Source organism: Saprospiraceae bacterium (assembly GCA_016712145.1).
In the GTDB taxonomy this organism is placed as follows: Bacteria; Bacteroidota; Bacteroidia; order Chitinophagales; family Saprospiraceae; genus Vicinibacter.
The window spans coordinates 855,498-874,912 of sequence record JADJRO010000003.1 but is presented as its reverse complement, the minus strand read 5'-3'; the positions used below and the strand labels follow the sequence as shown (position 1 = coordinate 874,912).

16 protein-coding genes and 1 tRNA gene are annotated in these 19,415 nt (G+C 36.5%); 4 read left to right on the top strand and 13 right to left on the bottom strand.

What is annotated here, in order from left to right; translation table 11 throughout:
• Nucleotides 1–401: 401 nt before the first annotated feature.
• The 4 genes from IPK91_16305 (at nt 402) to IPK91_16290 (ending at nt 5,742) form a co-directional block, all read left to right on the top strand.
• A complete protein-coding gene (locus IPK91_16305) occupies nt 402–1,946 on the top strand; it encodes an acyl-CoA carboxylase subunit beta (GenBank protein ID MBK8298802.1) in 1,545 nt (514 codons plus the stop codon).
• Nucleotides 1,947–2,131: 185 nt separating this feature from the next.
• Nucleotides 2,132–3,934 (top strand): CRTAC1 family protein, encoded by a 1,803-nt coding sequence (locus IPK91_16300; GenBank protein MBK8298801.1) that lies wholly within the window; start codon nt 2,132–2,134, stop codon nt 3,932–3,934.
• Between the two features lie 62 nt (nt 3,935–3,996).
• Nucleotides 3,997–5,331, top strand: a complete 1,335-nt coding sequence (locus IPK91_16295) for a VCBS repeat-containing protein (protein ID MBK8298800.1) — start codon at nt 3,997–3,999, stop codon at nt 5,329–5,331.
• A 60-nt stretch (nt 5,332–5,391) separates the two neighbouring features.
• Nucleotides 5,392–5,742: a 4Fe-4S dicluster domain-containing protein gene (locus tag IPK91_16290; GenBank protein MBK8298799.1), complete on the top strand. Its 351-nt coding sequence runs from the start codon at nt 5,392–5,394 to the stop codon at nt 5,740–5,742.
• 406 nt (nt 5,743–6,148) lie between these two features.
• Here IPK91_16290 and IPK91_16285 read toward each other — a convergent pair whose 3' ends face one another.
• The 13 genes from IPK91_16285 to IPK91_16225 form a co-directional block, all read right to left on the bottom strand.
• Nucleotides 6,149–6,505 carry a T9SS type A sorting domain-containing protein gene (locus IPK91_16285; GenBank protein MBK8298798.1) on the bottom strand — a complete coding sequence of 119 codons (357 nt, stop codon included), beginning with the start codon at nt 6,503–6,505 and terminating at the stop codon, nt 6,149–6,151.
• On the bottom strand, nt 6,463–10,179 hold the full coding sequence (locus IPK91_16280) for a S8 family serine peptidase (GenBank protein ID MBK8298797.1): 3,717 nt from the start codon (nt 10,177–10,179) through the stop codon (nt 6,463–6,465). Before IPK91_16280 ends, IPK91_16285 begins: the two co-directional genes overlap by 43 nt.
• Before the next feature lie 112 nt (nt 10,180–10,291).
• Entirely contained in the window at nt 10,292–10,855 is a 564-nt protein-coding gene (locus IPK91_16275) for a hypothetical protein (protein ID MBK8298796.1), read from the bottom strand.
• A complete protein-coding gene (locus IPK91_16270; protein ID MBK8298795.1) occupies nt 10,845–11,507 on the bottom strand; it encodes a hypothetical protein in 663 nt (220 codons plus the stop codon). Before IPK91_16270 ends, IPK91_16275 begins: the two co-directional genes overlap by 11 nt.
• The gene (locus IPK91_16265) at nt 11,504–12,034 is read right to left on the bottom strand and encodes an archaeosortase/exosortase family protein (protein ID MBK8298794.1); all 531 of its coding nucleotides are present in this window, start codon (nt 12,032–12,034) and stop codon (nt 11,504–11,506) included. Before IPK91_16265 ends, IPK91_16270 begins: the two co-directional genes overlap by 4 nt.
• A 53-nt stretch (nt 12,035–12,087) precedes the next feature.
• On the bottom strand, nt 12,088–12,288 hold the full coding sequence (locus tag IPK91_16260) for a hypothetical protein (protein ID MBK8298793.1): 201 nt from the start codon (nt 12,286–12,288) through the stop codon (nt 12,088–12,090).
• A 108-nt stretch (nt 12,289–12,396) separates the two neighbouring features.
• Nucleotides 12,397–13,023: a hypothetical protein gene (locus tag IPK91_16255; GenBank protein ID MBK8298792.1), complete on the bottom strand. Its 627-nt coding sequence runs from the start codon at nt 13,021–13,023 to the stop codon at nt 12,397–12,399.
• A 131-nt stretch (nt 13,024–13,154) separates the two neighbouring features.
• Nucleotides 13,155–13,538: a hypothetical protein gene (locus tag IPK91_16250; protein ID MBK8298791.1), complete on the bottom strand. Its 384-nt coding sequence runs from the start codon at nt 13,536–13,538 to the stop codon at nt 13,155–13,157.
• Nucleotides 13,539–13,985: 447 nt separating this feature from the next.
• A complete protein-coding gene (locus IPK91_16245) occupies nt 13,986–15,344 on the bottom strand; it encodes a thiol oxidoreductase (protein MBK8298790.1) in 1,359 nt (452 codons plus the stop codon).
• Between the two features lie 9 nt (nt 15,345–15,353).
• Entirely contained in the window at nt 15,354–16,415 is a 1,062-nt protein-coding gene (locus IPK91_16240) for an imelysin (protein ID MBK8298789.1), read from the bottom strand.
• Nucleotides 16,416–16,436: 21 nt separating this feature from the next.
• Entirely contained in the window at nt 16,437–17,723 is a 1,287-nt protein-coding gene (locus IPK91_16235; protein MBK8298788.1) for a hypothetical protein, read from the bottom strand.
• A gap of 121 nt (nt 17,724–17,844) precedes the next feature.
• Nucleotides 17,845–18,621 carry a helix-turn-helix transcriptional regulator gene (locus IPK91_16230; protein ID MBK8298787.1) on the bottom strand — a complete coding sequence of 259 codons (777 nt, stop codon included), beginning with the start codon at nt 18,619–18,621 and terminating at the stop codon, nt 17,845–17,847.
• A 655-nt stretch (nt 18,622–19,276) separates the two neighbouring features.
• Nucleotides 19,277–19,361, bottom strand: a tRNA-Ser gene (locus IPK91_16225).
• Nucleotides 19,362–19,415: the final 54 nt, after the last annotated feature.

Sequence of the window (19,415 nt, the reverse complement as noted above, 5' to 3'; positions counted from 1 at the left end):
TAAATTAATATTGAGCATAAGCTTAATTGCCTAAGTCATTCATGCTGCAATCAACTTGTTTGTGATTGTACAAAGGACGTAGGTTAAGCCTACGCCCAGCGAAAAGATGGAATCTTTATTTCACATATTAATTATTCAAATTTCGAATACACGATTAGCTAGGCGTAGGCTGAGCCTACGTCAACCGTGCTGCGCAATATAACTGCACTCATAAAGAAAATAATTGTACAAAGGACGTAGGCTAAGCCTGCGCCAAGCGAAAAGATGGAATCTTTATTTCACATATTCTGCATCATTATGAACTCTCTGTCCACTTGAATCGTGAAAGAGAGAATTATACACTTGTTTAAATTTCAAAGCTTTATACTTCAATTCTGTTGGCCTAGCTACCTTTGCGGATTATGGATACTAAGAAACTGGAAACACTCCGGTCCCGAAAACAAGATGCACTCCTAGGAGGTGGTCTGGCAAGGGTCCATGCACAACATTCTAAAAAGAAACTCACCGCTCGGGAACGGATCGATTTATTATGCGATCCGGGCAGTTTTGAAGAAATGGGGATGTTGGTCACACACCGCAGTTCGGACTTTGGAATGGAAGATTCCATTTATTTTGGAGACGGGGTGGTAACTGGTTATGGATTAGTCCACGGGCGCTTGATCTATGTTTTTGCTCAGGATTTTACGGTGTTTGGTGGGTCCTTATCTGAAACACACGCAGAAAAGATCTGTAAGCTGATGGATATGGCCATGCGTAACGGTGCCCCGCTGATTGGATTAAATGATTCCGGTGGAGCCCGTATTCAAGAAGGCGTTCGGTCTTTGGCTGGTTATGCTGATATTTTTTATAGAAACGTGCGCGCTTCCGGTGTAATCCCTCAATTATCGGCGATCATGGGTCCTTGTGCTGGTGGTGCAGTATACTCCCCCGCAATCACTGATTTTATTATAATGGTAGAGCAGAGCAGCTATATGTTTGTTACCGGGCCTAATGTGGTTAAAACCGTTACCAATGAAGAAGTTACTGCTGAAGATTTAGGTGGAGCCTTTACCCATGCCAATAAATCAGGAGTCAGTCAATTGACGGCGGATCACGATGAGGACTGTATTGAAAAAATAAAATGTTTACTTTCCTACATTCCACAAAACTGTGAAGAGCGTGCACCGCATGTAAATTATACTGCCGGTAATGAAATTCGACTGGAGTTAAACGATTTAATTCCTGCTGCTTCATCACAAGCTTATGATATAAAAACTGCTATCGAGTCCGTTGTTGATACCAACAGTTTTTTTGAATTGCAGGAATTATACGCTGAAAATATGGTTATTGGTTTTGCGCGATTGGCTGGAAACAGTATTGGGATTGTTGCAAATCAACCAATGGTTTTAGCTGGTTGCCTTGATGTGAAAGCTTCAAAAAAAGCTGCGCGTTTTGTACGTTTTTGTGATTGCTTTAATATTCCATTGTTAGTATTTGAAGATGTTCCAGGATTTTTGCCAGGTACTGATCAGGAATGGAATGCAATCATCTCAAATGGTGCCAAATTATTGTATGCATTTAGTGAAGCCAGCGTTCCACGCATTACTGTAATTACACGCAAAGCGTATGGTGGTGCATATGACGTAATGAACAGCAAACACATTGGTGCAGATTTTAACTTTGCATGGCCCACAGCAGAAATCGCAGTCATGGGTGCAAAAGGTGCTATTGAAATTATTTTTAAAAAAGAAATCGAACAAGCAGCGGATCCTTTGCATGCAGCAATTGAAAAAGAAATGGAATATGCTGAAAAATTTGCTAACCCGTATCATGCTGCTGCAAGAGGATTTATAGATGAAGTCATTGAACCTTCTGAAACACGCATTAAATTAATCAAAGCGTTTGCCAGTTTGGTTAATAAAGTTGACAATTTACCCAGAAAAAAACACGGAAACATTCCATTATAATCTATCACACATTATTTTTATATTTATTATCAACTCGAATTATGATAGCTCAATTTTCAAACTTTTATATAAGCTCATTAAAGCAAATTTTTCTCTTAGTTGCCCTTGTGCTCTTTTGTATTTCCTGCAAAAAAGAAATTGCAAATAATTCTTCTGAATCGGATCAGATAAAATTATTTAAAAATATGCCAAGTTCTGAAACAGGTATAAGCTTCAACAATAAACTTACTGAAACTGAAGAAGAAAATGTCTTGTTTTATGATAGTTATTATACCGGATCCGGAACTGCAATACTCGATGTAAATAATGATGGCTTGCAAGATGTATTTTTTGCATCAAACCAGGGACCCGAAAAACTTTACTTAAATAAAGGAAATTTTAAGTTTGAGGATATATCCAAATCTGCTGGCATTGAAGGTGGGGATCAATGGTCCGGTGGAGTAACCGCAGCAGACGTAAACGGGGATGGTTATGATGACATTTATGTTTGCAATAGTTTATACTTGGATCCTGAACGCCGGAGAAACATTTTATACATTAATAATAAAGACAACACCTTTACAAACAAGGCTAAAGAATATGGATTGGATGATCCAGGTTTTTCAATACAAGGAAGTTTTTTTGACTATGATCTGGATGGTGATTTGGATTTATATTTAGTAAATCAACCACCAAACCATAATACCACACGAGATTCGCTTATGGCGTTGAATGTACCTCATTATCAATACTCCAGTCGCCTCTACCGCAACAATGGAAATGAAACCTTTACAGACATTACAGATCAAGCGGGTGTAAAAAGCTATGCCTTCGGATTAAGTGCAATGGTTGGTGATTATTTCAATGATGGCCATCCGGATATTTACGTAGCCAATGATTACGATTATGGCGATTATTTATTTGTAAATAAAGAAGATGGTACGTATCAAAACGTTGCGAATTATTCTTTGCGACACATAAGTAATTTTAGCATGGGTGTGGATGCTGCTGATATAAATAATGATGGCTGGTTGGATTTGTTTATAGCCGATATGACACCAGAAGATCATTATAGAAATAAAACAAACATGGCTGGCATGGATCCTGCTAAATTTTGGAAAATATCTAAATCCGGAAATAATTTTCAATACATGTTTAACACCTTGCAATTAAATCAAGGAAATGGATTTTTTAGCGAAGTGGGATTGATGGCCGGTGTTGCAAAAACAGATTGGTCCTGGTGTACCTTGTTTTCTGATTTTGATCTGGATGGATTTAAAGATTTATACATTACCAATGGAATTTTAAGAGATATTCGAAATCGTGATTTTTCAAGTTATGCACTTGAAGCAATAAAAGATAAAAGCATGTCTCGTTTAAAAATTTTAGATAAAGCACCTTCTGTGCCATTGGCTAATTACATGTATAAAAATGACGGACTCTTGCATTTTAACAATCTCTCAAAAACATGGGGCTTGGATGAAAAATCGTTTTCTCAAGGTGCTTCGTATGCAGATTTAGATAATGATGGAGATGTTGATCTTGTTGTTAACAATATGAATCAGGAAGCTTTTGTATATAAAAATCTGGCAGTAGAAAACAAAACAGGAAATTTTGTTCGCGTTAAACTCGAAGGCATGGGAAAAAATATCAAATCCTATGGTGCTCGAGTGCTTATTGCTTATGGAGAATCTAAAATTCAAATGGCTGAAGTTGTAAACTCCAGAGGTTACATGTCAAGTTCAGAACCAACACTCACATTTGGTTTAGGAAATGTTCAAAAAATTGACTCCATATTTGTAAGATGGCCCAATGGCAAATACATTCGGGTAGATAATGTAAAAGCAAATTCAAGCATTACGATCAAAGAAAAAGATGCGACCGTTGTAATGAAAGAACAATTATTGCAAATAGTTCCATTTATTTTAACAGAAGAGGTTACTTCCTCTAGTTTTAAAAACGGTGCGCATATAGAAATGAATACGATGACTTTAAGAAAGAAGTTTTAATTCCATACAAACAATCTACATTAGGCCCCCCTTTAGAAGATGGCGATGTCAATGGAGATGGATTGAGTGATATTTTTCTTGGTGGATCGGCTGGCATACCCGGTCAATTATTATTGCAAACACCCGACGGGAAATTTATTTCATCTAATTCCAGTCCCTGGGCGGCATACAAAGCAAGTGAAGACCTCGATGTTTTATTCTTTGATGCAGATGGTGATAAAGATTTAGATATATATACCGTTTCAGGAAGTAATGAATTTCCTGAAGGCTCCAGTCTTTATGCGGATCATTTATACCTAAACAATGGAAAAGGAATTTTTAGTGATGTCAGTAATAAAATTCCAGCACTTCATTTTAGCAAGTCTGTTGCAAAAGCTTCTGATATTGATGGAGATGGTGATTTAGATTTATTTGTTGGTGGCAGATTGGTTCCAGGAAAATATGGTTTATCCGAACGCAGCTGCATTCTTATAAATAATCGGGGAAATTTTGAAGATAAAACCACAACGTACTTTCCGGATATGAGTAAAGCATTTGATTGCATTACAGGTGCATGTTGGATTGATATTGACAATGATAAAGATGAAGATTTAGTAACTGTTGGCGAATGGGCAGCCATTCGATTTTTTAAAAATGAAAAAAATCATTTTGAAGAAGTTACAAAAGAATTTAAAACAGATAGTTTGTTTGGATGGTGGAATACGATAGAAAAAAAGGACTTGAACAAAGATGGTTTAATGGATTTGGTTGTGGGCAATTTAGGAATGAATTCAAAATTCAAAGCATCACTAAAAAAACCATTTTATGTTTATTTGAATGATTTTGACGACAATGGCAGTTGGGATACCTACCTCGCCTCTAAAAGTCCGGATGGTAAATTATTTCCAGTACGTGGAAGACAATGTTCGTCAGAACAAATGCCATTTATCTCTCAAAAATTTAAAACCTACGATGCATTTGCGCGTGCATCTGTCAATGAAATCCTCGAAGGCAAAATGGATGGGACTGTAGTAAAAGAAGCTACTGAATTTCACAGTATCGCTTTAATCAATAAAGGAAACAACAGTTTCGAACAAGTCAATTTACCTGCAGATGCCCAAATTGCACCTGTATATAGCATTGCTTTTTTTGATTTTAACAAAGACGGAATTGATGACATTTTATTGGGTGGAAATTATTTTAATCGTGAAGTAGAAACAGCGAGAAATGATGCCAGTGTTGGTCAAATATTAATTAATACCGGAACGGGTTCCTTTTTATCCTTGGTAAATTCTGTTTCAGGATTAAAACTCATTCACGATTTGAGAGAATTGCGCATAGTAAAAGGACGCGATGATCTTTATTACATAATCGCTGCCAATAACAATGAAAAACTTCAAGCTTTCAAAGTGAGATAATTAAATGATCGAATTGAACTGAAAGCGATCGATTCTGTTTTATTACAAAATACCATTTGAATGGCCATTATTATTACTGAAGAGTGTATCAATTGCGGCGCCTGCGAACCGGAATGTCCTAACAATGCCATTTATGAAGGTGGTATTGAATGGGCCATGGCTGAAGGCACCAGTTTATCTGGTTCCTATACTCTTGAAGATGGTTCTACGGTGGATGTTCAAGAAAAACAAGTTCCAGTTAGTAACGAATACTATTTTATTGTCCCTGATAAATGTACTGAATGTGTAGGATTTCATGAAGAACCTCAATGTGCAGCAGTCTGTCCGGTTGATTGTTGTGTACCCGATCCAGATCGAAAAGAATCTAAAGAATTATTGGCTGACAGGCAACATCGATTGCATTTGAAATAATGTGAGGAGGGCTGAACGAAAGTGGACTGAACGACAGATCGTCTGAAGGTCTGAACGTCTGGCCGTCTGGAGGTCTGGCCGTCTGGTTTTAAAATATGATTCATAGCAAGGAGTTTTCTCTATAGCTAAAAGCTAAGCATGATTTATTTGCTTTTGAAAATTTTCTTAATTATGCTTCGATTGCAATTTGACGTAGGCCAAGCCTACGCCTAGCCAGGTTTGTTTGGTTGTTCGAAAATTTGAATGCTATTTTTATATAGAATATTTTATTGATTAATTCTCATTTATTGAACGAAGGAGTATTTATTGAATTACAATTACTCCAAAAATTAATTTTTTACAAATAGCGCAGAATCTGTTATCTTTCATTTCAAATTTTCCAGACCTCCAGACCTCCAGACCTCCTTTAATTCACTTTCTCAAACCGATGAATTTCTACTCCATTTTTAAATGTAATTTTCAGTGTATATATTCCACTCGGTAGCTGACTGGTTGATATCAGGCAATTTTTTCTGTTGACATTTTTGAAACTATAAATTTCTTTTCCTTCTAAATTTAAAATACTGACAGCTTGAATTTCTTTTCCACTGATTACATGAAATTCATTTTTAGTTGGATTAGGATACAAATACGTTTCTATTTCGTCAGTGCTTGATGTTCCTGTTAGGGTTAAATCTAAAAAGATTGAGCGATTGGAAGCACCGCATACATTGGTTGCTGTCAATTTGATCCGATAAATTTTTGCAGAATCGAATACGTGCATTGGATTTTTTCAGTGGATGTTGTTCCATCTCCAAATTCCCACAAATAACTATCTGCATTTACCGAATTATTTGTAAATTGTACGGTACGCCCACTGATAATTTTATATGTATAACTATTGGTAACCTGATTTACTAAACTTAAATCTTCAATTACAATCGCATCATTTGCAAGGCTAGATTTAATTTTTAGATTAATGCGTTTGTTGCCATTCAAAGTATATCTTGTGGTTACCGGACCCTTCCCATTTGTTAAAACCGGATTTCCACCCAAGCCAAAATTCCAATAATAAGTATCTCCGATAAAATCCGAACTATCCTTAAACGTAATGATTCGATTGTAGCAACCCGGCTTTGGATTGATTTCCATTCTTGCCTGACCGGTTCCTGAAATTCGTTCTCTGATTTCAACATTGTCGATAAAAATACGATCACCTTGTCCTCTTTTAATTTCAACTTCAACAACTACTTTATATCCTTTAAATTCTGATAAATCGTACGCCATCCAAAACCAGGAAGTGTCTGATGGCAACCAATTTTGATTTACTGTTGATTCGGCTGTTGTTAATTCCGGTAATATTCCACTTAATATTATTTTTTCAAATTGTTTATTTCCACAAACTGCTTTGATTTTAAATTGGATACTATCCTGATATACATTATTTGTAAAATGATGTGCCGCCAAATCAAAATATAAATAAGGTTCAATCGCAGTAGCTAAATTGGCCGTTCCGGAAACTATCGTAATTGGTAATGTCCGGAAATTTGGATTTTGATTTGCAAAAAACAAAGCTTTTGATGTTTGATTGTTTTTTCCTTTAACATCAGCGAGGCTCCAATCAGATGCGGGCAATCCATTTTTTTGAATCCAGTTATTAGGGATGGCTGTTCCAGTAAATGATTCGAGCATCGGATACGTTCCATTGATATCTAACAAGGATTGAATTTCAATAGGAACAGAAATGGTATCATTAAAATAATTTTGATCGCCATTAAATTCAATCCAGGCTTTCAATTCTTTAACGCCAAAATCACTGATCACAAGGCCTTGACTAAATGTAACCTGTATGGTATCATATGCAGGTACTGTTTCCGTATAATCCTGTTCAACAATTCCAGATGAACTGATTGCTTTAATTTTAAATCCACTTAATGGGGTGGCAGTTCGGTTTATTACATCAAAAACAGGCTGAAGGCTCAAATCTTTGCAACTGTAAAAAGAAGTGGCATTTTGAGCGGCATTATGCAATGCAAGGTCTTGATTAATCGAACATCCAATCAAGGTATCTGGAGTTGGAATGGCTAATTCCCTTCGACTGAGCGCAGTATTTTTATAACCAGCAATGGAAAACCATTTAACTTTCCTTGGATCATCATTTGGAAGCAAGATGGAACTATTGGTTGTTTTAAACAATGGCTCCATATATTTTTCTCCCAATTTATAAATCAGAACACTGTCTTTTTCAATTCCATTCCAGCTTAATTCCATTTCGGTTGGACAATATTTGCTTACACGAAATCCCTGGACGCCATTGGTAATCGTAAAAAAACTTGAACGCACCGTTTGTGTTCCTTGACTTATTTCAATTAAACAAGAATCCGATGATAAATTATTGGGGATGTAAAAATTTCGCACTCTGGAGCCTGCAACACTAGTGCCTAAATCAGTCCAGGTTTTACCTGCGTCCGTTGAAAAATTAAATTGAATGGGCTCTTGTCCATAAGCGGTATAGTGTATTTGCGAAACCTCTGTGATGTTAAATTGCTCTCCACCAATTGGGAAATTCAATCGCAGGATTTTATCCTCCATTTCAGTTAAGAAATAGCAGTTAACTGAATTGGAGGGCAGGTACTTTCCTTTAATTCGAACGGAGTAAACTCCAGCTGCTGGAAAATTAATCGTTATTTGTTCAAAATTATTCAAGGTATCAATACCACGACTGGCACCACCGGCAAGTGTACTTGCATTTGGACTTGGATCTAATACCCAGGGAAGCAAAATGGTACCGTTTGGATCGACTATTTCAAAATCCAGATCGTTTATCAGTGCTTTGCGAGCCATTAGTGCAGATTCCATTTCTGGCCAATAGATCATGAATTTTGCAATGGGCAGTCCATCCGGAATTTGGATTGTAAATTCTTTTAAATCTCCCTGATTGATTGTAAATTTTTGAAAACGCTCATCCTGGATCAATTTATAGGCCCTGTACGCATCGATCACCCCACAACCAAACTGATAGTCAGGACCAGGCGTCCCGATGTCTGTAGCGGTATTCATAACGGCTGCTTTAATCAAAGCAGATTCAGGATTTTGATTGTATTTTTTCTTATAGGCTTCATACAGCAAGGCACAGACACCTGCTACACCGGGAGCAGCTGCTGAAGTGCCGCCAAAAACCAAGGTCCCGTTACCAGGAGCAGTTGATAACTCGTTGGTACCCCGGGCTGAAATTTCCGGCTTCATTCGTCCATCTTTTGCCGGGCCCCGGCTGGAGCTTTCTTCCAAAGTACCATCCAGGCGAAGGTTGGCAACGGTCAACACGTTTTTACCTATTTTATGACCACCGGTTACATTTCCCCATTGGTTTCCAGCTCCATAACCACAATCAGCACCATTTGAATTACCCGCAGAAAAAACGTGTAGCAAATTTGGGTTTTCAAAACTCATTTTATCTACTACCTGCGTTTCAATAGTATAGCCTGCATTGCATCCATTGCTATAGGATGAATTGGTAATCATCACCCCTTCGTTCTGATGAAAGGAAAGTGTTTTATCTAAAAAATCGGGTTGGTAATTAATTACATAAAGTTCAGCTCCTGGTGCCATTCCTTCAACAATCGGATCCTGGTTTCCAGCTCCTGCGAAAATTCCTGATACGCCATCTCCATGATCCCCTATTTCCAGCGCAATATCCTGTTGAATCCTTCCAGTAAAATCAATATGAGGACCTACTGAACCATCATCACGAACCATGACTTTAACTCCTTGTCCGGTCAAATGAATGTTTTCAACTTTATTGTTGACAAGGGTATTGACCCGATGAAGGGCTCTCCCATCCCGATCTTCCGGCTCGCCTGGTGCAGATTCACAATCAATAAAAACAATCCATGGAAGACTGGTCAATGAGGCAAGTTGATTTTCAGGAATTGATAAATAGATTACCTGGTTGTATGCATAGATTCTGTCAGAATTTAAACCAGAGGAAGCCATTAACTGATGAATTGAAGTCTCACTGATATCGCTGAAATATTTAATGACCACTTTGAACTTGTTGTTGTGAACAATACAAGGCTCTCCATAAAATAATTGAGTAGAAAGTTTATGTCTTGATTCGATTTGAAAACATCCTTTTAGTAAAGGAGTTTCAAAATCCTTGTTGTGATGCAATTGCTGAATAGAGGCGAGGTAATTATATTGATCTAAATACTCTAAAATAAAAATTCCACTTTGTTGTAATTGAACTTTTTCCTGAGTATTTAACAATTTACTAAAACTAAGAATTCGGTAATACCGATTATAGACCAATTCTTCGCTTGCATAACTTGATAATGGAATAGATTTGTCAGCCTGCAACACCAATTTTTCCGTCAAATTATTGGATTGGGAGACGCTCCTATTCAAAGTAAGTATTGATACGCAAAGGATTAATACGGAATTCAATAATACTGGTTTCATTTAATAAATGTTAATTAGTAGTATTAAAGATAACCAAACTATTGAAATCAGAAAAACAATCAGAAATCAGCCGTAAAAGCTGACAAAAATGCGTGGATCAGAAGGCTATAACTTATTTCTTAGGGTTAAAAGATTGGTCATCGGGTTCATAATTCTCTTTTACGATACTCATCATACGCAAACAAGGATACTGGATGAGATCCATTAAATTTTGATGTGGCACTACCAATCTATAGAAGTAATCCTTATGAAAAATCAATTCGCCAAAAGCACTCCATTCCGTAGAATCAACGGTGGTAATGGTTTGTAGTAAAATGATACTTTTCCCGGGAGATTCAACCAATTTTTTTAAATCCGTTACATTTAAACCGGAAGCTAATTTATCCTGAAAGCCAAATGGATTTAACGAACGGATGTTCGTTTTTTCCAAATCTGTTTGAGCCCATTTTTGATTCCAGGATCCCAGATAAAAATTGTCCAAAATTACTTCTTGAATTCTTAAACCCTTTTCAAGTAATGCTTTTTTATCAGCTTCAGTCAGTTGTCTTCTGGATTCGATCCGTCCAAAAATAAATTGACTGCAATCTTCTGCTTTTAAATTTGAGAATGGTTTTTGTGTGGTCGAACAGGCCATCAGTATTAAAAGGCAAAATGCAAATAGAAAACTAGGCTTCATTTTTAAATTGATTAATATAATTTGAAAACAAGGAGTTGAATTTCGAATTTCGAAATCCCAGGAGCAGCCAAATGCAAAAAACAAACATCACACTAAATCCAAGTGTCATTGCAGAAATAATATGAAATACCCAAGAGAGTTGAGATTCGGACAATGTATAAATACCAATTTGCGTATTGGCTATTGAGAACAAGGTAAGTAAAAGCGTTTTTAAAAGAATTAAAGTCAATAACGCAAGTGCAGCAAATCCAGTATTGATCAATTTCTTTTTCCAATCAATGGGACTTGCCAAAAAGATAGCAAACAGAAACACAAACGGAACAACAAACATTTGAAATATGAAAAACTGAAATGAGAAGGTTGAAATTTTATATTCCTTTAATTGTTGTTGGGCTGCATAAGCTTCTTCTTCAGCAATTGTCTTAGGATTCCCGTATACGAGATAAAAACTATTTGGATCCATCTGATTGTTTGCATCTACAAAGTTTTGCGTCTCAATATAAGCTTCTGGAAATGCTTGTTGCAATAGCCATTCAACAGAATTTCTGAATCCTGAATTAATACCTGACTCGATCATAGGTACTTTTAACAGCAACATAAAGGCTGTATACAACAATAGACAGAACACGATGAATTTCAGGACTCCACTCATGACTTTTGATCGAAGTGAGATTTTATTTGAGATACCCAAATCAGCCACAGAAGAATTGCAATCATGGTAAAAACGATCACCCCACCATGTAAATGTAAAAATTCAAAGGCAGACTTCCAGTAAACACCTGCAAGATACAGACCTGCAATTCGGAATAAATTTAAAACAGATAATGTAAGAACACCAAAGAATAGTCCTTTGAGTTTTGACCGGAAAGAAACAAATGGAAAAGCCAATATCGCACAAACATATAATGCAGTTGCTTCAATCCCATCACATCCATTTTTAATACTGACTCTAAAATCAGAACCTGCTATTATGTCTCCACTGGTATCTGTATCAAACCCTAGTAAATTTAATATGGAATTTGAAAGCCTGGCTTGAACAGAAAGCAATGAATCCATTATGTATTTTTCATAGATCGGAGAATAATAAAATACATAAAAAGCAAGCATTAAACCTATAAACCCTATCAAGAACCGGCTGATGGGTGATTTAGACTGCCACCAAATTTTTAAATAGGACATTGCAAATTAATGGTTTAGATTTTTAGGGAATCGATTTAAATGAAATAAACAAATTAATCATTGGAATCTTTGAAAAGCAAGAGTACATGAATAAAATAAGCCAAAATTGGAACGGTCACAATCATACACACGATATCAGCCGTAGTATACTCACCCCAAATTAAATAGATCAGAACCCATCCTAATACTGCCAGAACGCAAGCAATCATAAAAGCTTTATCAAAAACAGAACGGTTAAATGGAAATTGCATCATGATAAAAATAATTTGCAAAAATAACAATCCAAAGCAGGGATATCCCTAATAAAACAAAAAAGGGCAGCTAAAAAGCTGCCCTTAAATATATTTTAACAATGCAATATCTTATTGCTTAACAGAAGCTCTTTGAGTAAAATTATAAAGAGCAACAGAAGCAAACGTAAGGATAATTAAACCGAAAAGGAATAATCCCCACTGAGTCATTGTTGGAACCGGTGTACCACCGATAGTCAACAATTTTTTACACTCAGCACCTAAACAACCTACAGCGGCAACGCCACCTGCAGGAGTCGTAATGTTCATGTTATAAGAACCTCTTGCACCATTGTTATTGGCTAAGAATACAGTAAAGTTTGAACATGGTGGAATTTCTAATTGATAAGAAACGCCAGCACCCATACAAACACCACCTGGAGAACCCATTTCACCTGCATTGTAGCAAGGTGCTCCTGCAGCAGTCCACAATAAGATTGGAGCTAAACCTAAGTATGCACAGGTAATGTTACAACCACCAGCATTTACAGCGGTAAAGCTGATTCTCAAACACTGATTTTGCAATAAAGTGTTTTTGAATTGGTACGTTTCATAATAAGGAGCAAAATACCCTGGGTTAGTACATGTACCACCTGGACATGAAGATGCACCAGTAGTTAATGGAACCCCTGTTTGACCAGTTAATCCAGAAGCACGGAATGTGTCGCAAGTATAAGCAGTAGGTTTTTGTCCGTTCATTGAAGTGAAAATTGGAAATAATCCAGATCCACCGTTGTACACTGTGCAAAAGCAGCTTTACTCAGGACAATACAACATATAAATAAAAGTAATTTTTTCATGATTTATTGAGTTTTTAACTATTGATAAAATTAGATGCGACCTTCATGAACCGCACGGAAGAATTCATTGAAACTTGAAACGGTAAGTGGTTCGTGAGATAATGGCACCACATATTGGTTAGCAACATCAATTGAAATGTACATTTTACGATTTGGTAAATCGAAACTAATGTTAATTCCACGTCCATTTGTTCTGTCCAAATATTTTTGGAAAAACGTGTTGGCTCCCTGCCAGGAAGTAATATTCAGATTGGTAATATCTGCAACATAGTCAGATGCTAAATCAGGAATACTATTATCCAGGATAATGAGACCATCAATCGTAACGGTAGCTGGTCGGATTGCCTGTGCGGTGGATGCATTGGCCATTAAGGCTATACACACGAACGCAAGCAATTTAAGTAAATTATTCATGGTATTGGTTTAATATGTTAAAAATAATAATAATGGTTTAGTATAAACAACCAATACAATCCGGAAGGACAATAAGCAACCTTTGTGCTGATGAGAATCATTCACAGGACAGATTGGTTTAAATAATAGTGCCTATGCTTTACCAACCCTTACCCTGCTAGCATTTTAGATATATGGTTTAAGTTTTGGTTTAGCCGGGGCATACGATGCCCCTAGGCAATGGCAAAAGTAGAAATAATATCATCATCCTGATCTATTCAAAATGGTATTTTTTGTATTAAAAATTATTTTAATGTATAAGATGAACAGTAGCTGATAAGCTGTTAAGCTATTAAGCTGTTAAGTGAGAAAAGTTGGAAGGGAGGAATTATTAAATTAGCTTTTTAGCTTATTAGCTTGTCAGCTTATCAGCTAATTAGCTAATTAGCTAATTAGCTAATTAGCTAATTAAAGAGATAAAATAAATTTTAAGATTGCGCTGCGTTCTGATTTGTCCAACTTTTTAAATTGATCCCGACTTGATTTAGCTTCTCCTTCATGCCAAAGGATGGCTTCCTGGAGATTTCTGGCCCGGCCATCATGCAAAAAATGGGTATGGCCATTTACCAATAAGGTTAAACCAATTCCCCATAAGGGTGGCGTTCGCCATTCGTTTCCGGATGCATTAAAATCAGGTCTGCCGTCTGACAAAGCATCTCCCATGTCGTGTACTAATAAATCTGTATAAGGCTGAATCGATTGATTGCTTAAAAATAAAAATGGACTGATTCCGGTTTTAAAATTTGAAAGGTGACATTTTTCACAACCTATTTTTATAAAAAGTCTTTTTCCATTTTGAATCGTTGGATCTGTTTGATTACGAGGCGCTGGAACTGCTAAGGACCGTGTATAAAATGCAGTTTGCTCTAATAGTTCCTGATCAATTTCCGGATCATCCTTCAAACTATCTTGTTGCAGTTGTCCGGTAGATGATTCGGATTTAAACAGGATGTTTGTCACTCCCATATCTTCATTGTAAGCAGCTGCTGCTTGTTGTACCAAATCAGGTTGACCGGCTTTCCAACCAAACCTTCCAATCTGCATGCTTGATTTTTGAAAATCCCACACCCAATTGGCTTTACCGGAAATACCATCTCCATTGGAATCCTGAATATCCTCGTTTTTTAAAATTTCAGATTCCGATATAAACTCCAATAAACCTAAACCAAAAACAGGTGGGGCCATCCTAGGAGAAATAAGGGTTCCACCTGGAATTGGAATATACGAATTGGTTAAACTGAAAATGGCTTGACGCAGTTCATACAATTCCCCATCGTCAAAAGTTCCATTGATAAACTTGAACTGATAATTTACAAATGCTTCTGCTTGTTTGCCTAAGTTGGCTTTTGTTTGAAGTTGTCCTCCAAACCCTGGAACAGCAAGCGGTTCACCATGCGGACCTTTTCCAGTAATACTCAATCTAAACAATAAACCAGCCAGATCCCCGGGATTATCAGAAAAAACGGAGCGTCCGTTTTTTGGATGACAAGATGCACATGCACTTTGATTAAACAAGGGGCCCAATCCGCTATTATTCGTTGCAGGTGCGGTAACAAAAATTGCTTCAAAGGCTTGATCGCCCAATCGATGTTGCTCCAATTCTTCAATGGTTAGATTAGGGGCTGGAAACTGAAATGAATTTGAATTTTCCACAAATACAGTTGTCTTCCCTCCTGCCAATATATTTAGCGTTTCTTCTTCGTTTTCTTTACAGCTTAATAAGCACCCAATTGCAAATGTGAGTATCCAAAATTCTTTTTGTGGCATGTATTTATTTTAGAGTTTATCAAATAATGGTTTTAATTCGCTTTCTAGGATTAACTGAAGTTGTCTGACCTGATCTTGTGCATTTTGAATTGCAGCTCGATTGGCTGAAATTGCTTCTGTAAACGTACCAGGAATATTTATTATTGATGTGATAGCCACTTGAATCTGATTGATTATTTTGGCATCCAATACTGCATCTTTTGTTTTAACAAGGCCTGATAAACTATTTAAAATAGAATTCCCATCTGTTGATCCAAAATAAATATTTTGAATGCTTCGTATATTATCTGCAAAATCTTGTTTAGAATTTGCAGAAAATCGACTTTCTTCCAAAGTGATATTATTCCTAACAAAGGGATCATTGATTTTACCATTGCCTACTTCATCAGCGATGGTGATAATTCCATCAACCAATTCTTGCAAAGCTGATTTTTGAGATAGATACACTTGATTTGAAGGCTCCCCGGCTGTTTTTAAAATCGTTCCATAAGGATTTGGGCCACTTACCCAAGCTGTGTGTAATTTGCTGGTTTCTCCTTTTAAACTTTGCGCACATGCTTTTAAATATTCAATTTGCCGGTCTGTGAATTCCTGAACTGTTTTATTTCCATTGATTCCAAACAACAAATATTCAAGTGTATGAAATCCTTTGAGGGTTCCTTCCAATCCATCCAAGTATTCTTTAGTCAACGGATCACTGCTTGCCAATACGGCATCCAAATCAATTACGTTTACAGGCCAGGAATCAATGGATGGATCAATCCCCTGAATGTCTACAGGACCAAACAAAAAGCCCTCAGATTGTTCCCATGGTTTTCTTGCATCACGCCAAAGTTGCCGCATCAGATCCAGGTGTGCTTGTGTTTTATTTGAAGAAAATTCATCACAACGCAATGAAAGTAAACTTGCTTTTTCATTTAGATCATAATATGTACCTATGATCACTTGATTTGTTTCAGCTTTTAATACTTCACTATAATTTGATTGCGGTTTGATCGGTTCATCCGAACAGGAAACGATCGAAAAGAATATTCCAAAGCACACTAAATATTTTATTTGAGTAGTTATCATCTTTTTATTTAATTATAATTATTAAGAAAAATTAAAGGCGAATCCCATTGAAAATGTTCGCTGAAATTTCTTTTCAGAAATCCCCAGACGCTGGTTTTCAAATTGGGATTTAAAAACCAACCATTTTGTTGGAAAATAATTTATCCCAAAAGTCCAAATGTGTCTTTTCCAACGTGGATTATTAAATATACTGCCCTCTGTTTTTTGATGTGTATCAAAATAATCAAAACTGGAAAATACATACAACTCTTTTGTATTCAAATTTGTAAACCAAGCCAGTGGTTTTAAAGCAAATTCCACATTGAATCCTGTAGCTTGTTTGCCAACGGGTGTTCGTTTTACATTGAGATTATTTGATAAATTTCTATTGGCAAGACTCAACAACTCGGAATTTTGTATATGGCCAAATAATGCCATCGACTTTATGCTATATGATTTAAAATTAAAATAGGTATGGAATTCGGCCAAACTCACGAGTGCATTTACATTCAAATCCGGTTTGGGCCTGTTGTTTCTACTGTTTCCAGAATAAAAAGAGAATCCAATAAGTTGGTCTTTTTGAAATTCATAATCCAAACGCAAAACGGCTGCAATGTCTTCAATTTTGACTGTTTCAAAGCGTCTTTGATTGCCTCTCTTGATAAAATTCGCTGAGTTAAAACCGGAACCATCCAAGGCGTTAACCATCCCCATTGAATAGTTAAAATGTTTACCAAATTTGCCATTTACGAGGATCCCAAACTCTGTCCAGTTTGAAGGGAGTATGGTATTTTCCAATTGATTGTAGCTTGTGCCCCGGTATTCAGTTGGTTCATCATAAAATGTTGCAAGTCCAAAGGGGAGTTTAACCCGTCCAAATGAAATTGCATGATTCGCAAACCATTGATATGATAAGTTAAATTCTTCCAGCCAAATTTCACCACCCTTTTCAACTTCATATTCAAACTCTCCAAACTCCTCTAAAGGATCAAATTCCAATGCAACGCCAGTGCCTCCGTGCTCGAATTCCAATTCAGAAGTAAATTTCCATCGATCTGAGATTTGATAATCTAAACCTATCACTGCCTGTGAAAAATCAATTTCATTGCGTTTGTCAGGAACTAATTGCCAATTAAACGCATGATAATTTATTATTCCATACGCTTCAAAATCAAGTTTCTTGGTCAGTTGACTGATGGTTTCAGATTTCAAAGGGATCGAATCTGTTTGCGCTTTTAATATCTGGAATCCAACAAATCCAAACAGGATGCTGCTTAATACTGCTATTTTATGAAAGGATGATCCAATTCTATGCAACTGAATTTTCATAGTTAAATGAATAAAAGATTATTATTTAAAAAGAATTTTCTAAACGAATGCAAAGGTCTATCGCTTCTGATCAATTCAATATATTAAAAACGGAAATTATTAGCCCTTTCGGGAAAATACCCTATGAGATCGTATCGGCAAGGACCCGTTGCAAATCACTGGGAAAAACTCCTGTATGTTTTTTGAAAGCCGCACTAAAGTTGCTTTGGCTTGAAAAGCCAATTTGGTCAGCTACTTGCGAAACACTTAAAGCTGTGGTTGTCAATAATAACCTGGCCTTCATCATACGTTGTTCTTGCACAAAATCGTATACGGTTTGACCAAAGATTTCTTTAAATCCCTTTTTTAAATAACATTGATTGATTCCTATAATCATGGCCAATTCAGGGATGGTATATGGTTTATCCAAAGAACTTAAAATAATTTCCTTTGCTTTTAATATTTTATCCTTTTCAATAGGTTTGGATAAAAATTTACAACTGCTACAAAGCGCCTGAAGGGCGTTTTGCTCATTTTGAAAACACAAGAGCAATGAAAGTGCTTTGCTTTCTAAAAACATACTTTTTAGAATTCCTGAATATTTGCACTTTACAATATCGTGCAATACCATTTGCGTATTACAACAAATTTCCTTTTGGCTAAATGGTGTAAATTGGTCTAAATTTAAGGCTCCAAAATCATTTGCATAAACTATCAAAAATTCATTGTAGAAATCAAACTGAAGTTCATAGGTAGCCAAATTATCATTTAAGGAAATATTACAATCTTGTGGAGCAAATTGGCAACGCAAGATTAGTTTATCTTTACTTCTTGTTAACGAGCAATGGCTTTCTTTAGAACTTTCTAAGTTTCTTAAGGAATATGTTAATCCAGTTCGAATCAGTTGCTCGTGAATCATTTTAGAAAAACCCGTATTGAAGAAATGGAAGGTTTAATATGTAAAAATACAATTTGCATGTAAAAAGTTCATTTTTATACATAAGTCGAACCAAATGTTTAAAATTTCAAGAAATGATTGCGTCATTTCAAAGGCAATTACTGATTTCACATGCCAAAAACGTAAACCTTAAAAGAATGTGAATAATAAAACGATCCGAAACGGAATTCTAAAAAGAAGTTGAGGAAGTTGGATATTGACGATTCCGTCTTACTTTCTCTTAAAGCATTCCTTCCGTTTGGAATGTCAGCATGCTGACAAGCTTTGCTTCGTCAGCATTCGAATTTTGCGGAGGAAGATGGATGCCGACGATTCCGTGTTGCTTTCTCTTAAATCATTATTTCTTTTTGGAATGTCAGCATGCTGACAAGCTTTGCTTCGTCAGCATTCGAATTTTGCGGAGGAAGAGGGATGCTGACGATTCCATGTTGCTTTCTCTTAAATCATTATTTCTTTTTGGAATGTCAGAATGCTGACAAGCTTTGCTTCGTCAGCATTCGAATTTTGCGGAGGAAGAGGGATGCTGACGATTCCGTGTTGGTTTCTCTTAAAGCAGTATTTCCGTTTGGAATGTCAGCATGCTGACAAGCTTTGCTTCGTCAGCATTCGAATTTTGCGGAGGAAGAGGGATTCGAACCCCCGGACCTGTTACAGTCAACGGTTTTCAAGACCGCCGCGTTAAACCACTCTGCCATTCCTCCTGGCTGAATTTCAGCTTGCGGGCACAAAGATAATCTCCCTGACAAAATCCTGCT